The organism is Streptomyces sp. NBC_01352, from assembly GCF_036237295.1.
GTDB lineage: Bacteria > Actinomycetota > Actinomycetes > Streptomycetales > Streptomycetaceae > Streptomyces > Streptomyces plumbiresistens.
Map to the genome: position 1 here is coordinate 2,965,608 of NZ_CP108354.1, position 20,957 is coordinate 2,986,564.

16 protein-coding genes are annotated in these 20,957 nt (G+C 72.1%); 8 read left to right on the forward strand and 8 right to left on the reverse strand.

Annotation, left to right across the window (positions count from 1 at the left end; all coding sequences use genetic code 11):
- Positions 1-54 precede the first annotated feature (54 nt).
- Both OG252_RS14025 and OG252_RS14030 read right to left on the reverse strand, forming a co-directional pair.
- Complete coding sequence (locus tag OG252_RS14025) at positions 55-1,284, reverse strand: RNA-guided endonuclease InsQ/TnpB family protein (protein ID WP_329336340.1); 1,230 nt, start codon at positions 1,282-1,284, stop codon at positions 55-57.
- Positions 1,285-1,553: 269 nt separating this feature from the next.
- Positions 1,554-2,318 carry an SIS domain-containing protein gene (locus OG252_RS14030; protein WP_329336342.1) on the reverse strand — a complete coding sequence of 255 codons (765 nt, stop codon included), beginning with the start codon at positions 2,316-2,318 and terminating at the stop codon, positions 1,554-1,556.
- Positions 2,319-2,469: 151 nt separating this feature from the next.
- Here OG252_RS14030 and OG252_RS14035 point away from each other — a divergent pair, with 151 nt between their 5' ends.
- The 6 genes from OG252_RS14035 to OG252_RS14060 all read left to right on the forward strand — a co-directional run bounded on the left by OG252_RS14035 (position 2,470) and on the right by OG252_RS14060 (position 11,802).
- On the forward strand, positions 2,470-3,360 hold the full coding sequence (locus tag OG252_RS14035; protein ID WP_266432437.1) for a MurR/RpiR family transcriptional regulator: 891 nt from the start codon (positions 2,470-2,472) through the stop codon (positions 3,358-3,360).
- A gap of 116 nt (positions 3,361-3,476) precedes the next feature.
- Positions 3,477-7,721, forward strand: coding sequence for an NEW3 domain-containing protein (locus OG252_RS14040; RefSeq protein ID WP_329336344.1), 4,245 nt, complete (start codon positions 3,477-3,479; stop codon positions 7,719-7,721).
- Positions 7,718-8,344: a peptidyl-prolyl cis-trans isomerase gene (locus OG252_RS14045; protein ID WP_329336347.1), complete on the forward strand. Its 627-nt coding sequence runs from the start codon at positions 7,718-7,720 to the stop codon at positions 8,342-8,344. The genes OG252_RS14040 and OG252_RS14045 overlap by 4 nt, the downstream gene beginning before the upstream one ends.
- Before the next feature lie 175 nt (positions 8,345-8,519).
- Entirely contained in the window at positions 8,520-9,890 is a 1,371-nt protein-coding gene (locus OG252_RS14050) for an extracellular solute-binding protein (protein WP_266432445.1), read from the forward strand.
- A gap of 2 nt (positions 9,891-9,892) precedes the next feature.
- Positions 9,893-10,927, forward strand: a complete 1,035-nt coding sequence (locus tag OG252_RS14055; protein ID WP_329336349.1) for a carbohydrate ABC transporter permease — start codon at positions 9,893-9,895, stop codon at positions 10,925-10,927.
- Positions 10,924-11,802, forward strand: coding sequence for a carbohydrate ABC transporter permease (locus OG252_RS14060; protein ID WP_266432449.1), 879 nt, complete (start codon positions 10,924-10,926; stop codon positions 11,800-11,802). Before OG252_RS14055 ends, OG252_RS14060 begins: the two co-directional genes overlap by 4 nt.
- Positions 11,803-11,806: 4 nt before the next feature.
- On the opposite strand, the gene OG252_RS14065 is transcribed toward OG252_RS14060, so the two are convergent.
- The 4 genes from OG252_RS14065 to OG252_RS14080 are packed head-to-tail and all read right to left on the reverse strand — an operon-like array spanning position 11,807 to position 15,541.
- Entirely contained in the window at positions 11,807-14,056 is a 2,250-nt protein-coding gene (locus OG252_RS14065; RefSeq protein WP_329345139.1) for a glycoside hydrolase family 3 N-terminal domain-containing protein, read from the reverse strand.
- Between the two features lie 5 nt (positions 14,057-14,061).
- Positions 14,062-14,286, reverse strand: a complete 225-nt coding sequence (locus OG252_RS14070) for a hypothetical protein (protein WP_329336357.1) — start codon at positions 14,284-14,286, stop codon at positions 14,062-14,064.
- Positions 14,283-14,507, reverse strand: coding sequence for a hypothetical protein (locus OG252_RS14075; RefSeq protein ID WP_329336357.1), 225 nt, complete (start codon positions 14,505-14,507; stop codon positions 14,283-14,285). Before OG252_RS14075 ends, OG252_RS14070 begins: the two co-directional genes overlap by 4 nt.
- Positions 14,504-15,541, reverse strand: a complete 1,038-nt coding sequence (locus OG252_RS14080) for an N-acetylglucosamine kinase (RefSeq protein WP_329336359.1) — start codon at positions 15,539-15,541, stop codon at positions 14,504-14,506. Before OG252_RS14080 ends, OG252_RS14075 begins: the two co-directional genes overlap by 4 nt.
- 82 nt (positions 15,542-15,623) lie before the next feature.
- Here OG252_RS14080 and OG252_RS14085 point away from each other — a divergent pair, with 82 nt between their 5' ends.
- Positions 15,624-16,841, forward strand: a complete 1,218-nt coding sequence (locus tag OG252_RS14085; protein ID WP_329345140.1) for a glycoside hydrolase 5 family protein — start codon at positions 15,624-15,626, stop codon at positions 16,839-16,841.
- Positions 16,842-16,859: 18 nt separating this feature from the next.
- On the opposite strand, the gene OG252_RS14090 is transcribed toward OG252_RS14085, so the two are convergent.
- On the reverse strand, positions 16,860-18,344 hold the full coding sequence (locus OG252_RS14090; RefSeq protein ID WP_266432453.1) for a glycoside hydrolase family 3 N-terminal domain-containing protein: 1,485 nt from the start codon (positions 18,342-18,344) through the stop codon (positions 16,860-16,862).
- A gap of 295 nt (positions 18,345-18,639) precedes the next feature.
- Here OG252_RS14090 and OG252_RS14095 point away from each other — a divergent pair, with 295 nt between their 5' ends.
- Positions 18,640-19,683, forward strand: a complete 1,044-nt coding sequence (locus OG252_RS14095; RefSeq protein WP_266432456.1) for a lysylphosphatidylglycerol synthase transmembrane domain-containing protein — start codon at positions 18,640-18,642, stop codon at positions 19,681-19,683.
- Between the two features lie 75 nt (positions 19,684-19,758).
- Here OG252_RS14095 and OG252_RS14100 read toward each other — a convergent pair whose 3' ends face one another.
- Complete coding sequence (locus OG252_RS14100) at positions 19,759-20,826, reverse strand: glycoside hydrolase family 5 protein (RefSeq protein WP_329336362.1); 1,068 nt, start codon at positions 20,824-20,826, stop codon at positions 19,759-19,761.
- Positions 20,827-20,957 lie beyond the last annotated feature (131 nt).

A 20,957-nucleotide genomic window follows, 5' to 3' on the forward strand; every position in this document is an offset into this window, starting at 1 on the left:
TCTGGGACAACTACCCGTTGAATCCTCCCCTCCCCGGGGGAGGGGATTCCTGGCTCAGGCAGCCATCCGGGGCGGTGCCCCAGGTGGTCTTACGCCCTCAACACCAGCCGGGTTGAGACCAGCCCGGATGAGCATCATGCGGGCCGAGTTCTTGTCCCGTGGGGACGCGGTTCCGCAGGCGGTGCAGGTGTAGGTGCGCTCTCCCAGCGGCAGTGCGTGCTTGGCTCTCGCTCCGCAGTGCGCGCAGTCCATCGTGGTGTGCGCGGGGTGTACCAGGTGCACGCGGCGTGCGTGCTTGCGGCCCATCTCGATCAGGGCCTGCTTGGTGGCGCCGATGGCGGCGTCGGCGGCCTTCTTGGCCATGGTGGTCTTTGCGAGGAACTTCGGTTTGAAGTCCTCGACGGCCAGAGCGTCGTGGTCGCGGACGACGCACTTGGCCCACTTGCGGGCCGTGTCCTGGCGCTGGCGGGCGACCTTCTTATGTGCCTTGGCGCGCAGTCGCTTCGCTTCGCCGAAGCCCTTCGATCCGGTCTTCCCCTTCTTCGGTCTGCGGCGGGCCATCATCCGGTCGTACCGGGTCAGCTTCTCTTTGGCCTTCCGCCCGTGCTGGGCGTGGGGGAGGTCATGGATGTCGCTGGTGGTGGTCGCGGTCTGCGTCACACCCCAGTCGATGCCGATCACGCGGCCGGTCTCGGGGAGCGGCTGCACCTCGGCTCGGACGACGAAGCTGGCGTACCAGTGCCCGATGCTGTCCCGATAGACGCGCACGCTGGAGGGGTCGGAGGGAAGGTCTCGCGACCACACCACCGTCAAGGCGATGCCTCCGGCCAGGTGCAGCCTGCCGTCCTTGAGACGGAAACCGCGCCGGGTGTAGTTCAGCGTTGGCAGCGCCTCGCGCTTCTTCTTCCACTGCGGCATCCCCGCCCGGCGGTGCTGCGGGACGCACTCACGAATGTCCTTTTGTGCCTTGGCCCTGGACTTGACGAAGTCACGGATGAGCTGCTGCTGCGGGACCGAGCTGCCTTCCCGCAGCCAGGGTGTCACCTTGCGAGCCATGGTCAGCATCTTGTCGAGCTGCGCCGGGCCGCAGGTGCGTTTGTCGGTGTCCTCAGGACGGGTCTTGTTCCAGGCATGGACCTGCTGCGACTTGGCCACGCACTCATTCCACACCCACCGGCACCGGTCCCACTCCGCCAGCAGCAGCCTGTGGGCGGTGGACGGCACGCGAAGCCGGAAGGTGTACCGGGGATGCCCCGCCCCGTCGGTCCCCGCTGCTTGTGCCACATCCTCACCCCCCGCCCACGTTCCGGCCACCCGAGCCCTGCCCGACGACCATACGTACGAGATCCACACACCCGCGCCCCTCTCCCGCCACGACCACCCCCATCAGCGAACACGGGCACACACGTTCGCCCGCACCCGGATCCACCGGGCAAGCCACAGCGCCGCTCCGCGCCCGGGAAGCAGAATGCGGCGACGCTCAGCGTCAATGTCACGGGATGCGATTCCTCCCCGGCGTGAACGCCGGCACCTCCTCACCAGAGACCAGCTGATCAGCTCGCGGTGCGCCGGATCCGTCCGGCGTACCGCTTCTCCAGCTCCAGGTTGCCCTCGAAGCCGCCGGGCACGTTGGCCGAGACGTACACCGGCGGCTGCTCCCCGGCCGCCAGCAGAACGGCCGACGCCTCCGCGACCGCCATCTGCACCAGCATCACGCCGGTGAGCGTGGACAGAGCACACACCGCACCCCCGCCCGGAAGCTCCAGCAGCGCGTCCCCGCGTGGGGCCACGTTGTCGAGGACGACGTCGGCGAGGTCGACGAGCTTCTTGCCGCTCGGGTGGCCGGCGGGGACGGCGCGGGTGTGGCTGAGGGAGGTGATGGCCAGGATGCGGTGGCCCCGCTCCTTGGCGTGGAGGGCCATCTCGACGATGACGTTGTTGACGCCCGAGTTGGAGATGATGACGAAGAGGTCCTCGGGGTGCGGGTCGGCGAGCTCGTAGAGGCGCGCGGCCACACCTGCCTGGCGCTCCAGGAGCGGGTCGTCGAGAACGCTCGGGTCGTCGCCGCCGTAGAGCACGAGGTCGGCGATGCTCAGGCGGTTGGTGGGCACCAGACCTCCTGCGCGGCCGGCGACCTCGAGGACCATCGCCTGGGAGTGGCCGGTGCCGAAGGCCTGGATCACGCCGTCGGAGCGGACGCACCGTGCTATCAGGTCGGCGGCGCGGGCCACGTCCTCGCGGGCGGACTCGGTGATGTGCTGGAGGACGGCCAGGCTCTGCCGAGCGAAACCCTGGGCACTGACTGACTCGACGGACACGCGACACTCCCCATGTGCTGATGGCTCATGTACTGATGGCTCGTAGTGATGGCTTGAACCACCCTATGACTCCCCAGCGGTGAATCAATAAATCACACGAGGGTCCTGGTATTCAATCGGACCCTTGAACGGTGGCTGGTACATTCTTCCCATGCCCCCGACGGACGTCACCACTCTCATCCGTACCGAGCTGCCGCGGCTGGCCGGCTCCCTGCGGAAGGTCGGCGAGCTGATCCTGGAGGATCCGGCCGCCGTCACGCACTGCTCGGCCGCCGAGCTGGGCCGCCGCACCGGCACCTCCCAGGCGACGGTGACCCGGTTCTGCCGGGCCATCGGCCTCGATTCGTACCAGCACCTGCTGATCGAGCTGGCCCAGGAGCGCGGCCGCGGCGAGGTCTCCGACTGGGGCAGCGCCGAGATCGGCCCGGAGATCTCCCCCGAGGACGACCTCGAACGGGTCGTGCAGGTCGTCGGCACCGCGGACCTGCGGGCCATCCAGCAGACCATCGACCGGATCGACCTGGACGCGATCGAGCGCGCGGCCCAGGCCCTGGCCCGCGCCCGGCGCATCGACGTGTACGGAGTCGGCGGCAGCGGCGCGGTGGCGCAGGAGACGGAGACGCGGCTGTTCCGCATCGGCTGCTCGGTCCGCGGCTGGACCGAGGTGCACGGGGCAGCCACCTCGGCGGCCCTGCTGACCCCGGCGGACGTGGCCATCGGGATCTCCTACTCCGGGGCGACCCGGGAGACCCTCGAACCGTTCGAGATGGCCAAGGAGCGCGGCGCCACCACGGTCGCCATCACCACGGACCCACGCTCGGCGCTCGCCAAGGCCGCCGACATCCGGCTCATCTCGTCCTCCTCGGAGACCATCTTCCCGGGCCGCACGGGCAGCATCGGCGGCCGGCACTCGGTGCTCGTCCTCATCGACTGCCTCTACGTCCGGGTCGCGCAGCTCACCTACCAGCGCGCGAGTTCCTCGCTGGCGCTGACCGACCACATCACCCCGCAGCATGCGGTGAAGAACCGCCGCGCACGCTGAGCCCGAGCCACGGGCGTATGGATGAGCCACCGGAAAAACAAAGAGATGGTTGTTTGAATCATCGTTCCGGTGCCACGATGGGGCTCCCCCGAGCATCCTCGTAGGAGCCCCCACCCATGCGCGTGTCCTCTGTCGAGTCGACCGAGCTCTTCGTCGGAACCACCGAGCAGCCACGCCAGGTGGTGGCCGTCGAGTTGAGCCACACCCCCGGCCGGACCGTCCGCCTCAGCGTCGAGGGCCCCGGGATCACCGGAGTGGCCGTCGTGCAGACGGCCGAGGACGGCACCGTGCGGGCCGAGATACCCGTGCACACCGACCTGGCCGTCGGTGAGCGGCGCGAGATCACCGTCACCGCCGCCGACGGCGACCGGCTCACCCAGCACACCGGTGAGTTCACGGCCGCCGAGCCCGGCTGGACCATGTTCATGGTCAGCCACTTCCACTACGACCCTGTCTGGTGGAACACCCAGGCCGCCTACACCGAGACCTGGGACGTCGCCGACGAACCGGCGCTCACCGGTCTGCCCGCCCGCACCTTCGACTCGCGCGGCCAGTCCGGGATGAGCCTGGTGCGGGCGCACTGCGATCTGGCGCGGCGCGACCCGGCGTACACCTTCGTGCTGGCGGAGGTCGACTACCTCAAGCCGTACTGGGACGCCTTCCCGGAGGAGCGGGCCTTTCTGCGCGAGCTGATCCGCACCGGGCGCGTGGAGATCATGGGCGGCACCTACAACGAGCCGAACACCAACCTCACCGGCGCGGAGGCGACCGTACGCAACGCCCTGTACGGCGACGGGTTCCAGCGCGGGATCATCGGGGCGTCCCCGGAGACCGCCTGGCAGCTGGACGCGTTCGGGCACGATCCGCAGTTCCCGGGGCTGATGGCGGACGCGGGGGTCACCTCCAGCTCATGGGCGCGGGGGCCGTTCCACCAGTGGGGGCCGACGCTGTCGGTGTTCGGGGAGGAGCCCCGCGATCCCCGGCGGATGCAGTTCCCGGCCGAGTTCAGCTGGATCGCGCCCTCGGGGCGCGGGCTGCTGACCGCCTACATGGTCAACCACTACGGCGCCGGCTGGGCGATCGACAACGCGCCGACCCTGCCCGAGGCGGAGGCGGCCGCGCTCAAACTGTTCAGAGGGCTCAAGAAGGTCGCGCTCACCCGCAACGTGCTGCTCCCGGTCGGCGGGGACTACGCGCCGCCGTGCCGCTGGGTGATGGGCATCCACCGGGACTGGAACGACCGGTACGTCTGGCCGCGCTTCGTCAGCGCGATCCCGCGGGACTTCTTCGCCGCCGTGCGTGCGGAACTGGAGGCGGAGGGGCGCAGGGCGTCTCCGCAGACCCGGGACATGAACCCGGTCTACACCGGCAAGGACGTCTCCTACATCGACACCAAGCAGGCCCAGCGGCACGGCGAGGCGCTCCTCGCGGACGCCGAGGCCTGGGCGACGCTGGCCTCGCTGGTCGCCGGGCACCCCTATCCGGACGCGGCGCTCGACAAGGCCTGGCGGCAGTTGGTCTACGGCGCCCATCACGACGCCATCACCGGCTCCGAGTCCGACCAGGTCTACATCGACCTGCTGACCGGCTGGCGGGAGCTGTACGACCTCGCCGAGACCGTGCACGCCGACGCGACCCAGGCCCTGGCCGACCAGGTCGCCCCGGGTACCGGCGCCGACCTGGTCGTCTTCAACTCGGCGACCTGGGAACGGCGGGACGTGCTGACCGTCGACGATCCGGGCCTGGTGCCGCTGGGCGAGGACTTCCGGCCGCTGCCCGCCGTACGCGAGGAGGACGGCCGCCTCCGGGTCGTCGTACCGGAGGTGCCCGGCATGGGCCTCAAGGCACTCCCCCTCTCTGCGGGCTCCGCACCCGGGTGGACCCGCGGCGAGGGCCTGACCATCCGCAACGAGTTCTACGAGGTGACGGTCGACCCCGCGCGCGGCGGCGGCGTCAGCAGCCTGCGCGCGCTCGCCGAGGACGGGGACGGGAACGGCGGCCGGGAGCTGCTGCGCCCCGGCGACATCGGCAACGAGCTCGTCGTACAGGAGGAGTACCCGAGGCACCCGCGCTTCGGCGAGGGGCCGTGGCACCTCACGCCGACCGGGACCACCGCCGCCCGCGGCCGGGACGTCACCGCCGACATCGATGTCGAGCACTCCCCCGCCGGGTCCCGCATCAGCGTCCGCGCCGACCTCGGTCTGTTCCGGTACACGCAGCGGCTGACCCTGTGGACGGGCGTCGACCGGCTCGACGTCTCCACGACCGTCGACGGCTACGACGGCGCCGACCGGCTGATCCGGGTGCGCTGGCCGTCCGACGTGCGGGGCGGGCTGCCGGTGCACGAGGTGGCGGACGCCGTCATCGGACGCGGGTTCGGGTTCGTGGAGGTGGACAGCGAACGGTTCCCCTGGACGCTGGACAACCCGGCCAACACCTGGTTCGGACTGGGCTCCACCGCGCGGGTCGCGGTGCGGGACGAGTCCGGCGAACTCGTCGGCCACCGTGCGATCGGGGTCGCCGAGCTGGTGTACGCCGACTGGGACACCGCCGGTGAGCTGGGTACCCCGCTGGCGGCGGCCCTGGTCCGCGCGGGCGTCACCGCGACCTCGACCATCGCCGGGGGTCCCCGCTACGGCGACCTGGAGGTGGACTCCAACCTCCCCGACATCCGGATCGCCGTCGGCGGTCCCGAGCGCAACTCCGTGGTCGCCGAGGCGCTGGGCTGGGACCCGGCCGCCGGGCGGGAGCTCGCCCGGCAGCTGGCGGAGCGGGGCGTGGCGGCGGTGTGGGTCGCGCCGCGCGCCGGGCTGCGCGAGGAGTGGGTGCCCGGGGCCGACCTGCGCGACCTGGAGCGGCTGCCGCTGCTCGTGGTGGCGGGGGCCGGGCCCGGGGACGACGCCAAGGCGGTCGACGCGCTCATCGCCGACCTGGACGACTTCACCGTCACGGCCACCGCTGCGGGCGGCGGCGAGGCGCTGCCGCCGGGCGACGCCTGGGACGGGCGCGGCTTCGCCGTCCTCAACCGGGGCACGCCCGGCTGCGTGGTCACCGCCTCCGGCGACCTCTACATGTCCCTGATGCGCTCCTGCACCGGCTGGCCCTCCGGCATCTGGGTCGACCCGCCGCGCCGCACGGCCCCCGACGGGTCCGCCTTCCAGCTCCAGCGCTGGTCGCACTCCTTCGACTACGCCGTCGTGGCGGGCGAGGGCGACTGGCGGGAGCAGCGACTGCCCGCGCGCGGGCACGAGTTCAACCGTCCGCTCACCGCGCGGCTGCGTGCCGAGAGCGGGGCCGAGACCCTGCCCCGGCACATCTCCCTGCTCACGGTGGAGCCCGCCCGCGAGGTCCTGCTCGACGCCCTCAAGCCGCTCGGCTCCCCGCTCGCCCGGGGCAGCGTGGCGCCCGCCGACCCGGGGCGCGGGATCGTCGTCCGGATGCACGAGGTGAACGGGCGGCCGGTGCGGGCGCGCGTGCACGGGCCCACCAAGTGGGCGCAGGGCACCCGTGCGGACGTACTGGAGAGGCCCGGCGAACGGCTGGCCCCGGACCGGGAAGGGGGCCTGGACGTCGGTCTGACCGGCTTCGAGGTGGCGACCTTCCTCGCCACGCCGGCACCGGGCGGCCGGCCGGAGCCCGATCCCGGCGTCGCCGCCCACGAGCCCGCCCAGCCCGTCCACACCCGCTACTGGCTCCACAACTCCGGGCCCGCCCCGCGCGGCAACCTGCCGGTGGCCGTGTACGTCTCGCCCACCGCGCTCACCGCCTCCGGCCCCGTCACCGCGACCGTCCGGGTCGCCTCGGAGCTGACCGACGCGCCCGTCGCGGGCACGGTGGCCTTCGAGGTGCCGCCCGGCTGGTCCGCCGAGCCCGCCGAACTGCCGTACGCGCTGGGGCCCGGCGGGTTCAGCCTCGCCGAGGTCACGGTGACCCCGCCGGCCGGTGCCGAGCCCGGCCGGCACTGGCTGGCGGCCCGGCTGTCGTACGGCGGGCAGACGTACGAGGACGTGGTGGCGCTGGACGTTCCGGGTGGGCAGTCCGGGCCAAGTCTGGTGTCGACGCTGGGAGTCGATCGGCTCACCGTGCGCCGGGACGAGCGCGCCCTGGTTCCGGTGACCCTGCGCAACACCACCCTCGGGCCGGTGAGCGGCCAGTTGTGGGCCGTGTCGTCCTGGGGCACCTGGCCGGGGGTCGGGCCGGGCCTCCAGGGGTTCACCGTGGGCGCCGGGGAGCGGCGGGAGTGCGTGATCGAGGTGGACGGCTCGGCGGTGCCGCCGGGGTCGTACTGGCTGATGGCGAAGGTCGCCTGGCACGGGTGCGTCGCCTACACGGAGGCGGTCGAGCTGGAGGTGACCCGATGACCGGGCATGCGGCCGTGGTGGACGGCGAGGGGGTCGCGAAGGAGCGGGTGGACGCCCTGCTGCGGGCCGTTCCGGCGCGCGACCGCGAGACCCGGCCCGAGGCCCTCGCCCGGGCCGAACGGCAGCGCAGGCGCTGGGCGACCCAGGTGGTCGTCACCGACGAACTCGCCCGCCGGGCCTGCGCGGACCGAGGGCTGAAGCCGCCGGCGGAGGTGTCCCCGGCACAGGTGCTCGCGGTGGCCGAGACCGACGTGGCCGACCTCGGCAGCATCGTCGCGGCGGCGCTCGCGCACTCCCCGGCGGCACGGGTCCTGCTCGACCGGCTGGAGCGGGAGCAGGACGTCCCCGAGGCGGCCGTACGGGACTACTACGAGCGCAACCGGGACCGCTTCCTCACCCCGGAGGCGCTCAGACGCGGCGCCGACCCCTTCGGCGGGGCGGTCGCCGGGGACTTCCTGCCGTACGAGGACGTCCGCGAGGGCGTGGCACGGGAGTTGCGGCGGGCGGCGGGCCGGCGGGCCTTCTTCGACTGGCTGGACCGGGCGCGGGCGGGCGTGGTGTACGCGCACGGGTACGAGCATCCGGGCGATCCCTCGCACCCGGACCACGAACACCGGCACTGAGGCCGCACCGCGCCGTCCTGATCAGCGACTTGATCGCGGACGGAACCTAAACGCAACACGGCAACCCATTGACCTCCGATGAATTCTGGTCCACATTTTCATCAATCGGAGTCGAAGTTGGTTGATTGAACCAGCCCGCATCCCTGGCTGACCGGTCTGCTGGAGGACACACGACATGCGCGCAAGACGACTGACCCGCACCTTCACCTGTATCGCCGCCCTTTCCCTGGCCGCCGCCGGCTGCGGTCTGTCCGGCGGTTCCGACAGTGGCGACGCCACCGCCGGCGGCTGCAAGGTCGACAAGGGCAACGTGGGGTCGGGAAAGCTCACCGGCGACGTCAAGGGCGACATCACCTTCCAGACCACCAACCTGAAGAAGGACTTCGGGGGCTACTTCAACGGGGTCATCGCCGCCTTCGAGAAGGCGCACCCCGGCACCAAGGTCAAGTGGATCGACGACCCGGGCGACGCCACCTTCACCCAGCGCCTGGTCGCGGACGCGCAGGGCTGCACGCTGCCGGACGTGGTGAACATCAACGTCAACACGGCGATCGCGCTCACCAAGAACGGCTACCTGCTGGACCTGGACAAGAAGGCCCCGGACGCGGGCAAGCCGTTCGTCCCCGCGCTGTGGAAGTCGAGCATGTACGCGGACGCCTCCGGCACCAAGGTGCACAGCGTGCTGCCCTGGTACTCCGGCGGCATCGTGCAGACCTTCAACACGGACCTGATGAAGGAAGCGGGTCTGGACCCGGCCAAACCTCCGACGACCGTCCTCGGCCTGTTCGCCGACGCCGAGAAGGTGGCCAAGGCCTCGGACGGCAAGTACTTCGCCCTCCTCGCCAACCCGCAGCTGCGCATCCCGGCCGACTGGCAGCAGATGGGCATCAAGATCTTCTCCGCCGACGGTAAGAAGTTCACCTTCGCCGACGACCCGAAGACCGTGCAGTGGGTCGAGGCCATGACGAAGCTCTACAAGGCCGGCGGGATGCCCAGGGACTCCCTCTCCTCCACCCAGGACCCGGCCAACGTCTTCGGCCAGGGCAAGCTGGTCTACGGCCCGACCAACCCCAACTTCCTGCGCTTCATCCAGCAGAACAACCCGAGCGTCTACAAGAAGACCGGCGTCGCCCGCTTCATGCTGGACGACCTCGGTCACACCGTCGGCGCCCCGCAGTACATAGGCACCGCCGCCACCAGCAAGAACGCGCCGACCGCGCTCGCCTTCGCGCAGTTCCTGACCAACGCGCAGAACCAGCTGGAGTGGGCGAAGGACCCGAACGTGGTCATCTTCCCGTCCACCACCGCCTCGCTCGACGACCCGTTCTTCCAGTCGGTCGAGGGCAGCGACCCCTTCGCCGAGGCCCGCAAGATCGTCGCCAGTGACCGCAAGACCGCGACGGCCGACGAAGTCGCCCTCACCCCGGGCGAGTTGAACGCCTTCTCGGCCCAGATCCAGCTCGCCATGCAGGGCAAGAAGAGCGCCGAGGACGCCCTCAAGGAGGCGCAGTCCAAGGGCAACGAGCTGATCGAGCAGGGCAGCTGACGATGGCTCAGCACACCCTCGACCAGGCGCCCGTTCCCGCCTCCCCGGGGGCGGGCGCCCCGAGCCCCGGCACTTCCTCGCACCGCCCGCCGGGGCGCCTGCGCCGCGCCCTCCGCTCCGTGGTTCCTGGCCCGACCGCGGACGCGGGGGGCGCGGCCCTGTACCGCCGGTGGTGGCTGCCCTGGCTGTGGATGGCCCCGGCGATCGTCGGCACGACGGTCTTCGGGATCTTCCCCTTCCTCAACACGCTCCTGGTGTCCTTCACCGACGCCAAACCGCTCGGCGGCACCTACAACCTGGTGGGGCTGGACAACTACACCCGGATGTTCGGCGACTCGGACTTCTGGCTGGCGACCCGCAACAGCGTCCTGTACGCGGTGATCGTCGTCCCCCTGATGATCCTGCTGCCGCTGCTGCTGGCGATCCTCGTGGAGAAGAACCTCCCGGGCATCGGCTTCTTCCGCTCCGCCTTCTACACACCCGTCCTCGCCTCCAGCGTGGTCGTCGGCCTGAGCTGGCAGTGGCTGCTGAGCGACCAGGGACTGGTCAACACCTGGCTGGAGAAGGCCCACATCATCCGGGAGGCCATTCCCTTCCTGTCCGACTCGTGGCTGATCCTGCTGTCGGCGATGGGCCTGACGATCTGGAAGGGCCTCGGCTGGTACATGATCTTCTACCTGGCCGCGCTGGGGAACGTCCCGAAGGAACTCCACGAGGCGGCCGCCGTCGACGGCGCGGGCGCGATCCGCCGCTTCTGGCACATCACCGTGCCGGGCGTGCGCCAGTCGATGATGCTGGTCGGCACCCTCACCGGCATCGGCTCCCTGCGGGTCTTCACCGAGATCTACATGCTCGGCGGCTCCACCGGCGGCCCCGGCGGCGCCGACCGCACGCTCCCCTTCTACATCCGGGACGTCGGCCTCGACCCGCTCACCGGCAACGCCGGCTACGGCGCCGCGGTCAGCGTCGCCCTGTTCGCCCTGACCCTGGGCCTCACGCTGCTCGCCCAGCGCCTGACCAAGGAGGACGAGTCATGACCACGGCCGTGGACAAACCCCGGCGGCTCGTGCCGCGCTGGCGCGACTACGGCCGCCCCCGCGAACTCGTCGTCCGCTACCTGCTGTTGGTCTTCGTCCTGTTCATCACCGTCGGCCCGCTGCTGTGGCAGCTGCTGTCGTCGCTCAAGGGGCCCACCGAGGACGTCTTCGGCTCCGGCGCCTCACTGTTCCCGCACCACCCGAGCCTGCGCGCCTACCGGCAGGTCTTCGACCAGGTCCCGGTGTGGACGTACATCAGGAACAGCTTCTTCGTCGCCGTCATCTCCATCGCCAGCCAGCTCGTCTTCTCCACCATGGCCGGCTACATGCTCTCCAAGCCCGGCTGGAAGGGACGCAAGCTGGTCTGGGTCGTGCTGATGGCGTCCATGATGTTCCCCTTCGAGTCGATCATGGTGTCGCTGTTCCTGAGCATCCGCGACCTGGGCCTGGTCGACAACCTGGTCGGGGTCTGGCTGCCCGGCTTCGTCGCCGCGATCAACGTCCTGATCATGCGGGCCGCGTTCCTCGCCGTGCCGCGCGAGATCGAGGACGCGGCGATGCTCGACGGGGCGGGCGAGTGGAAGCGGTTCCGGTACCTGTACCTGCCGTCCGCGTACGGCGCGATCCTGGTCGTCACCATCAACACCTTCATCAGCGCCTGGGACGACTTCCTGTGGCCGCTGATCGTGCTGCGCACGGAGGACAACTTCACGCTGACGCTGGGGCTGTCCCGCCTCCAGTCGTCGTCGTTCGGCTACGACCAGCGGCTGGTGATGGCCGGTTCGGTGATCTCGGTGATTCCCGTGCTGGTGCTGTTCATCATCACGCAGCGGTGGTTCTACAAGGGCGTGTCGTCGGGGGCCGTGAAGCTCTGACGTCTCAGCCGAGGGGGACGCGCAGGGTCGCCGGTACGGCGGTCAGCGCGTCCCCCGCGGACTGCGCGACCCGGATCTCCAGCGTCCCCGGCAGCACGGCTGTCGCCAAGTCGGCGCCGACCTGCGCGAGTTGGTCGTCGCCGAGCGAGAAGGCGACGGTGCGGGACTCGCCCGCCCGAAGGTCGACGGCCCGGAACGCGCGCAGTTCGAGCGTGCGCGGCCACACGGGGGTGACCAGCCGCCGGATGTAGAGCTGGACGACGGTACGCCCTTGCCGTTCCCCCGTGTTGGTGACGTCGACCTCGACGGTGTGCCCGGACAGCCGCGGCGGTCCGTACGCGAAGCTCGTGTACGACAGCCCGTGCCCGAAGGAGTAGAGCGGTGCGGCGCTGTCGTCCACGTAGGCGCCGTACTCGTTGTCCTTGTGGTTGTAGTACACGGGGAGCTGGGCCGCCGAGCGCGGGACGGAGACGGGGAGGCGGCCGGTCGGTTCCCGGAGCCCGAGGAGGATCTCGGCGATCGCCTCGCCGCCCCACGGGCCCGGGTACCAGGCGGTGAGCAGCGCCGCCGCCCGCTCGGCCGCCTCGGGGACGGCGTGCGGGCGGCCCTGGATCAGGACGACGACCGTGGGGGTGCCGGTCGCGGTGACGGCGTCGAGCAGGGCGTGCTGGGCCTTCCCGAGCCGTAGTCCGGCGAGGTCGACGCCCTCGCCGCAGGTCATCTCGGAGACGGCTGTCCGGGCCGCCCCGTTGGCCGCGAAGTCGGTGTCGGGGGTGCGCGCGCTGCTGCCGCCCAGCACCAGCACGGCCAGGTCGGAGGCGGCGGCCGCGGCGACCGCCTCGGGGATGCCGGAGAGGTCCTGGCCGGTGAGGGCGCAGCCGCGGGCGTGGCGGATGTCGACGCCGGGCGGGGCGAGTCGCCGCAGCCCGTCGAGAACGCCGGTGCCGGTGCCGGGGCGTTGCGGGGCGGTGTAGTCGCCCGACTGGTGGGCGGTGGTGGCGGACTGGGGTCCGAGGACCGCGATACGGGAGACGCCCGCCGCGATGGGCAGGACACCGGCGTCGTTGTGGAGGAGGGTGACCGCGGCCCGGGCGAGCGTCGTGCTCACGTCCCTGCCGTGGGCCGGGAAGTCCGTGGGCGTGGTGTGCTGTTCGAACAGGCCGAGACGGAACTTGAGCCGCAGGACCCGCGCGACGGCCGTGTCGAGCACGTCCTCGCTCACCAGCCCGCGCTCGACCGCCTCTTCCAGGTGGGTGAAGCCCTCGTCCCAAAGGCTCAGGTCCACACCGGAGTTGAGCGCGAGGGCGCCCGCGGAGACCTGGTCGCCGGTGATGCGGGCCAGCCGGTCCACGGCCAGTCCGTCCGCCATGACCAGCCCGTCGAAGCCCCAGTCCTCCCGCAACAGCCCAGTGAGCAGGGCCCTGTTGCCGGAGCAGGGCATCCCGTCGACCTCGTTGTACGCGGCCATGACGGCGGCGGCTCCGGCACGGATGCCGGCCCGGGCGGCGGGGAGGTGGATCTCGTGGAGTTCGCGGGGCCCGAGCTCGGACTCGGCGGAGTTGCGGCCGCCGACGGTGGCGCCCTGTCCGGCGAAGTGCTTGAGGACGACGGGGGCCTTGTCGGCGGCGAATCCCGCCGCGTGCTCCCCCTGCATGCCCCGCACCAGCGCCTCGGTGAGCCGCGCCGCCAGGTACGGGTCCTCGGTGAAGCACTCCTCCGTACGGCCCCAGCGCGGGTCGCGGGCGATGTCCAGCGCGGACACGAGGGCGACGTGGCCGCCGCGGGCCCGCAGTTCGGCGGCGGCGTGGGCGGCGGCGTACTCGTACAGGCCGGGGTCCCAGGTGGCGCCGACGGCCAGGTTCACGGGCAGGACCGTGCCGTCGAGGGCCATGTGGCCGTGCGGCACCTCCTCGACGAACAGCGCCGGTATGCCGAGCCGGCTGCGCTCGACGACATGCCGCTGCACGAGATCGGCGAGGGCGGCGCCGTCCTCGGCACCGGGCCCGTTGGTGTGGTCGACGCCGGACCAGGCGTCGGCGCGCTGGAGACCGTAGAGGGCGCCGAGCCCGGCGAAGCGCTCGGTCTCGGCGTGCAGGTCCTCGGTGAGTTCGAAGCCGCCGTCGGGGGTGCGGCGGTAGGCGTCCCAGCCGTACATCCGCTGGTTGAGCTGGCCGGCCTTCTCGCGCAGGGTCATCCGGGATAGCAGGTCGCGGACCCGGTCGTCGACGGGGGCGGTGGGGTCGCGGTAGACCATGTCGTTCATCGGCTGCCACCACCATGAGCGAGCCGGGCGAGGGCCACGGCACCCCGGCAGCCGTCCGCCACCCAGTCGAGGGTGAGACCGAGGGCGGCGAGGCGAGGGGCCAGGAGGGGCGTCAGAGGGCCGTCGGGACCGAGCAGACCGCCGGTAGCGACGAGCGGTTCGCCCGGGTAGGGGATCAACGCCCGTACGGCATCGGTCAGTTGGCCGACCATGACTTTCATCGGCTGCCACCACCATGAGCGAGCCGGGCGAGGGCCACGGCACCCCGGCAGCCGTCCGCCACCCAGTCGAGGGTGAGACCGAGGGCGGCGAGGCGAGGGGCCAGGAGGGGCGTCAGAGGGCCGTCGGGACCGAGCAGACCGCCGGTGGCGACGAGCGGTTCGCCCGGGTAGGGGATCAACGCCCGTACAGCATCGGTCAGTTGGCCGACCATGACTTTCATCGGCTGCCACCACCATGAGCGAGCCGGGCGAGGGCCACGGCACCCCGGCAGCCGTCGACCACCCAGTCGAGGGTGAGACCGAGGGCGGCGAGGCGAGGGGCCAGGAGGGGCGTCAGAGGGCCGTCGGGGCCGAGCAGGCCGCCGGTGGCGACGAGTGGTTCGCCGGGGTGGGGGTTCAACGCCCGTACGGTCTCGGTCAGTTGGTCGGCGGCCTCTTCGAGGATGGCTTCGGCGACCGCGTCCTTCTCCCGCGCCGCCTCGGCCACCAGCGGGGCCAGCCGGGCGAGCCGGATCGGGGGGTCGGCCATGACGGCCGGGAGCAGGTGCATGCGGTAGGCCTCGCGGTGGGGGCGAGTCCAGCCGGCCCCGCGGTCATCCTCGTCGTCACCCGGCAGCACGCCGCCCGGCAGTCCCAGTGCCCGCCCCACGGACGCGGCCAGGGCGGTTGCCGGTCCCCGTCCGTCCGCCATGCGCAACGCGGCCCGTACGGCCGTACGCCCGATCCAGAAGCCGCTGCCGTCGTCGCCGAGCAGCCAGCCGTCGCCGTCCACGGTGACCGTGCCCCGGCGGTCGGCGATGCGCATCGCGACCGCGCCGGTGCCGGCCACCAGGGCGAGGCCGTCGGCCGGGGTGCCGGGCGCGGCGGCGAAGGCGGCCTCGATGTCGCTGCAGATGCCGACCGGACCGGCCGGGATGCCGAGCCGCCGCAGGGCCGACGTGAGGGCGGACCGGGCGTTGACGTGCCCCGGGTCGTCCGGGGAGGCCGCCGTGGCGCCCGCGAAGCCGCCGGCCACCGAGACGACCCGGCCGCGCGCCTCCTCGGGCACCGCCGCGGCGACGGCCTCGGCCAGATGCTCGATGAGCTGCGGCATCGGGACGGTCAGGGCGTTGCCCGGCCCGGCGGCGCCCTCGCCCAGCAGGCGGCCGTCCGCGGCGGCGAGCACGACACGGGTACGCGTGCCGCCCGCGTCGAGGCCGACGACGAGCTCACCGCCCTCGACGTCACCACACTTCTGGTTCAAATCATTGCCCATCACTGACTATGGTGGTTGATACATTCGCGCAGCACAAGAGCGGTACTCACACAGGACAAGCCCCGGACTCGAGGAGGATCCCATCCCTACACTCCGCTTCGGCGTCAACTACACGCCCCGCCGCGGCTGGTTCCACTCCTGGCACGACTTCGACGCCGTGCACGCCCGGGAGGACCTGGACCAGATAGCCGGGCTCGGCCTCGACCACGTCCGGGTCTTCCACCTGTGGCCGCTCCTGCAGCCCAACCGCACGCTCATCCGCCCCGCCGCCGTCGACCAGCTGGCGCAGCTCGTCGACCTGGCCGCGGAGGCGGGCCTCGACGTCCTCGTGGACGGCGTGCAGGGGCATCTGTCCAGCTTCGACTTCTACCCGGAGTGGACCCGCAGCTGGCACCACCGCAACGTGTTCACCGACCCCGAGGCCATCGAGGCACAGGCCGAACTCCTGCGCAAGCTGGGCCGCGCCCTCGCCGGCCGCCCCAACCTGATCGGTCTCCAGCTCGGCAACGAGCTCAACAACCTGGTCGAGCACAACCCGGTGACGGCCGAGGAGGTCGACCACTACCTCGACACCCTGCTGGCCGCCGCCCGCGCGGGCGTGCGCCCCGGTCACCTGGTCACGCACTCCGCGTACGACGCGGCCTGGTACGGCGACGACCACCCGTTCTCCCCGGAAGCCTCGGCCCACAAGGGCGACCTGACCACCGTCCACCCCTGGGTGTTCTCCGGCGACTGCGCCCGCCGCTACGGCGCCGCCTCCCCCCAGGTGCACCACCTCGCCGAGTACGGCACGGAACTCGCCACGGCGTACGCGGTCGACCCGGCCCGACCGGTCTGGGTCCAGGAGACGGGCGCCCCCGAGCCGCACATCCCGGCCGCCGACGCACCGGAGTTCGCGCGGGCGACCGTACGGAACGCGGCCGAGTGCGCGAACCTGTGGGGCGTGACGTGGTGGTGCTCCCACGACGTGGACCGCTCCCTGGCCGACTATCCGGAGCTCGAGTACACCCTGGGCCTGTTCGACGCGACGGGCCGCCGCAAGCCGATCGCGGACGCCCTCGCCGCCACGGTCGCCGACCTGCGCGACCTGCCGCCGTCACCCGGGCCGCGCGAGACGGCCCTGGTCCTGGACTGCACGCCCGCCACCCGTTCCGTGTCCGGCCCGGGAGGCGCGTACTTCGAGGCGTGGATGCGGCTGCGCACGGAGGGGGTCCGGCCGGCGGTGGTACTGGCGTCGCGGGCGGACGACGAGGGTTACCTTGCGGCGCGCGGGATCAAGGACGTCGTACGCCTGCCGTGAGGCGTCACCTCCGGCACGTCACACCCCCGCCAGCACCTCCGCGACCGCCCGCAGATTCACCTTCCCGCGCCCGTACGAGCACAGGGTGCCGTCGTCCGGCAGCCCGGTGGCCACGCGTACCGCGTCCGGCCGCCGGGCCAGCAGGGCGTCGCGCAGGCCCGCCTGCCACGGGTGCAGCCCGGCGTCGCAGGTGGCGACGACCAGGGGGGTGTCCCGGGCCAGGCGCGCGATGCCGTCGACGAGGGCGGCCGGGTCCGCGGGCTCTCCGGTGACGCAGGTGCCCGTGGCGGTGGGGTCGACGGCACGCAGCTCGGTCAGCAGGTCCTCGCCGCCCCAGTTGAGCGCCGGGTGCGGCGGCGGGAACAGGTCGACGACATGGGCGCCGCGCACGGGGGCGGGACCACTGCGGCTCCGTACCGCCCGGCGGGCCGCCTCCAGCCCCGCCCCCGCGTCCCACGCGGCGACCTCGGTCGCGGGCGCGGCATACCGCTCCGCGAGCCGGCGCACCCGCCCCGCGGCCTCCCCGACCCGCTCCTCCGGCAGGGTCCCGTTGCCCAGCCCTCCGAGCACGGCGTCCCGGCAGCCCAGCGTGACCTCGAGATCCGGTACGGCGACGATGACCTGGTCCGCCCCCGCGGCCAGCGCGATCCGCGCCCCGGCCGCCTCGCCGTAGCGGTCGGCTATCGCCTTCATCTCCAGCGCGTCGCTGACCAGGACGCCGTCGAAGGCGAGCTCGTCGCGGAGCAGGTCGCGCAGGATGCGGCGGCTGAGGGTGGCGGGGCGGTTGGCGTCCAGCGCCGGGAACACGACATGGGCGCTCATCAGCATCGGCACACCGGCGGCGATGGCGGCCCGGAAGGGCGTGAGGTCGAGTTCGTCGTACGGCCGCGGGTCCACGGCCGGCTCGTGGTGGCTGTCGGTCACGGTGCCGCCGTGGCCGGGGAAGTGCTTGGCGCAGGAGGCGATGCCGCGTGCCTCGGTGGCGGCGATCCAGGCCGCCGTGTGGCGGGACACCAGGTCCGGGTCGGTGCCGAAGGCGCGGGTGCGCACGATCGGGTTGTCCGGGAGGTGCTGGACGTCGGCGACCGGCGCGTAGGACGCGGTGATGCCGAGTGTCGCCAGATGACCGGCGAGCGCGTCGGCGCACCGGGCGGTCAGGTCGAGGTCGTCGGCGACGCCGAGGGCGAAGGAGCCGGGCACCTCGGGGGCGCCGGCGCTCACCAGGTGGCCGATGCCGCCGCCCTCGTTGTCGATGCCCACGAGCAGGTCGGGGCGCAGGGCCCGCAGGGTGTCGGTGAGCCGGCGCACCTGCTCCGCGTCCCGCACGTTGCGGGTGAACAGGATGACCGCGCCGAGACCTCGGTCGATCAGCCGTTTCAGGGTGTCGGGGACGGCCGTGGTGCCGTCGAACCCGGCGACCAGACAGCGGTGGGCCGCCTCGTCCAGGTCGACGGGGAGCGCGGTACGGGCGGTACTGAGGGTCACGCCTTCGGGGTGGCTCACCCCCGAAATCCTCTGGCTCATTCAGCCAAAAGTCAACAGTCCTGTGGATTGGTGATTCACCGGCCCGGGGCGCACCGGGACTGAGACCCCGGCGCCCTGGGCAAACTCACTTCCGACGGCCGCACGCCCACGCCCCGTCGGTTTCCGGTCACCACGGCGTCACACCGAACGGGAAAGACTCAGCGGTCCCCACCTGCTCGTCTGCTCGCCTGCTGTACCGCCCCTGCATCGCCTCGGATCCGTCGCGCCCCGCGCCGCACCGCGCGGAGCGCGACGCGGAAGGACGACGTGCGCCGTGTCCCTGCTCCCGCTCGACGGTCCCCCCGGAGCGCTCCCCGCCTCCGCTCCTGACCCTGCTCCCGCTCCCGCTCCCGACCCCACCGCCGGCCCCGCCCGGTCCCCAGCCCTCGCGCGCCTCCTCCCCAAGGCGCTGAGCCTGCTCCCGCTCCTGCTGATCGGGGCATGGGCGGTGTTCGACTGGCACACCGTGTACGACGGCGCCGCCCGGCTGGCCGCCGCCGACCCGTGGTGGCTGCTGGCGGCGGTGTTCTTCACCTGCCTCGGCTGGGTGGCCGCCGCGTGCGTACGGCAGGGCGCCCTGCCCGACCGACTGCCGCCGGGCCTGCTGCTCGCGTCCCAGTTCGCCGCCGGCGCCGCGAACCACGTGCTCCCGGCGAGCATGGGCGCCCACGCGGTCACGCTGCGTTTCCTGCTGGGCCGGGGCATCCCCCTGCCCCGGGCCGCCGCCTCCCTCGCCCTCTACGTACTGGTCCGCCCGATCGCGAAGACACTGGTGCTCCTCGTCTTCCTCGCGACCTCCCCCGACCTGCTGCGGCTGGACCGACTCGCCCCCGACGAAAGGACGTTGCTCCTGGGAGCCGGGGCCGTGACCCTCGGTCTCGCGGCACCGGCCCTGGTCGCGGCGGCCGTACCCCCGCTGCGCCGCCCCGCCCTCACCTTCGTACGCACCGCCCTGACCGACGCCCGGCTGCTGCACACCCGGCCCGCCCGCGTCCTCGCCCTGTGGGGCGGGGCCGCCGCCACCCCGCTCCTCCAGGCGAGCGTGATCGCCTCGGTCGGCGCCGCGCTCGGCCTGCCGCTGAGCTGGGCACAGGTCACCCTCGCGTTCCTCGCCGCGGGCGCGGTCGCCGGGGCCGTCCCCGCACCGGGCGGCATCGGCCCCGTGGACGCGGCCCTGGTCTTCACGATGGCCGCACTCGGCGCGCCCCTGAGCCTCGCCACGGCGACCGTCATCGGCTACCGCGTGGTGACGATCTGGCTGCCGCTGATCCCGGGCGCGCTCGTCCTGTCGGCGCTCGTCCATCGCAAGGTGCTGTGAGGACATCGCAGGGCTCTCGACGGCCTGTGACCCCCGCGTCAGGTCGCGGGGGTCACATGGGCCGGTCCGGCAGGGTCAGGGCTGCTGGACGGCCTTGCCGCGCCCCCAGGCCCAGGCGAGCCGGTCCGCGCCGGACTGGTTGGTGGTGGCCAGCCAGGGGCTGGCGGGGTCGCCGGTCAGGGTCTGGAGGGAGTAGGTGTCGTCGGTGCGCAGGCCCGGCCAGTACACGGAGCCCATCTTGAGCTCGCGGAAGGTGTCGGTGACAGCCTGGAGGAAGTTGACGAAGTTGTTGTCCGGGGTCGGCACGTTGTAGTTCAGGCCCGTGGTCATCGGGGATCCGAACTCGTCCGCGACGGTCCGGTTCGCGCAGTCGCCGATGCGCACCTTCAGGTCGGCCACCCACTGGTCGTAGGTGGCGTACTCCTTCCAGAACCCGTAGTGGTGCAGCGACAGGTAGGTGCCCTTCAGGCGCGGGTCGGCGCACACCGAGGTGACGTGGTCGTTGTAGCCGGCGCCGCTGACGAAGATCCGGTTGCGCGGGACCGACGGGTAGGTCGACAGCCACTGCGCGGCCTTGTCGGCCCACTCGGTGTCGGTGTAGCCGTGCGGCTCGTTCATCGGCTCGAAGTAGACGCGGCTGTCGTTCTTGTAGGCCTTGACGACGTTGTTCCACATGGGCCAGTAGGTGGTCTCGTCGTCGATGAAGCCGTCCTTCTGGGCGCCCGTCCCCTCCCAGTAGGACACGATGACCTTGAAGCCCTTGTCGGAGGCCGCGTCGATGACCCCGCGGTACGACTTCCAGTAACTGCCGTTGACCGTGTACGGGTTGATGGGCAGCCGCACCGTGTTGGCCCCGAGGTTCGCGCGGAACGCCGAGATGATCCGGCTCGCCTTGGTGTAGGTCTGGGCGTAGGTGTCGGAGGTCGACAGGCCGGACAGCTGGAGGAGGTCGTCGGCGAAGTTGTCCCGCGGGTCGGCCCAGTTCACGCCCTTGAACTGAGTGGTGTCCGTCATCGGCGAGGCGGCGGAGGCGGAGGCCGGGCTGCCGGCGAGGGTGGTGCCGCTGATCGCGGCGAGGGCGACCGCGACGAAGGCGGTACGCAACCGGGGCGTGAAGCGGGTGCTGGTGGGGGTCTTGCGCATCGACGTACCCTTTCAGGTCAGCATGTTTACGTAAACATGCTGGACAAGAGGTGGGGGTCCAGGGTGATGTTTACGTGAACTTGGCGGCGCCGGAATCGTGACATCCGACCCAGCGGTCGTCAAGGTTTCCC

Bases quoted from the DNA above. Each gene is read 5' to 3' on its own strand.
- OG252_RS14100 (WP_329336362.1), bottom strand. From the start codon at position 20,826: ATGCGCAAGACCCCCACCAGCACCCGCTTCACGCCCCGGTTGCGTACC.
- OG252_RS14035 (WP_266432437.1), top strand. From the start codon at position 2,470: ATGCCCCCGACGGACGTCACCACTCTCATCCGTACCGAGCTGCCGCGG.
- OG252_RS14050 (WP_266432445.1), top strand. From the start codon at position 8,520: ATGCGCGCAAGACGACTGACCCGCACCTTCACCTGTATCGCCGCCCTT.
- OG252_RS14040 (WP_329336344.1), top strand. From the start codon at position 3,477: ATGCGCGTGTCCTCTGTCGAGTCGACCGAGCTCTTCGTCGGAACCACC.
- OG252_RS14045 (WP_329336347.1), top strand. From the start codon at position 7,718: ATGACCGGGCATGCGGCCGTGGTGGACGGCGAGGGGGTCGCGAAGGAG.
- OG252_RS14080 (WP_329336359.1), bottom strand. From the start codon at position 15,541: ATGGGCAATGATTTGAACCAGAAGTGTGGTGACGTCGAGGGCGGTGAG.
- OG252_RS14065 (WP_329345139.1), bottom strand. From the start codon at position 14,056: ATGGTCTACCGCGACCCCACCGCCCCCGTCGACGACCGGGTCCGCGAC.
- OG252_RS14055 (WP_329336349.1), top strand. From the start codon at position 9,893: ATGGCTCAGCACACCCTCGACCAGGCGCCCGTTCCCGCCTCCCCGGGG.
- OG252_RS14060 (WP_266432449.1), top strand. From the start codon at position 10,924: ATGACCACGGCCGTGGACAAACCCCGGCGGCTCGTGCCGCGCTGGCGC.
- OG252_RS14075 (WP_329336357.1), bottom strand. From the start codon at position 14,507: ATGAAAGTCATGGTCGGCCAACTGACCGATGCTGTACGGGCGTTGATC.
- OG252_RS14070 (WP_329336357.1), bottom strand. From the start codon at position 14,286: ATGAAAGTCATGGTCGGCCAACTGACCGATGCCGTACGGGCGTTGATC.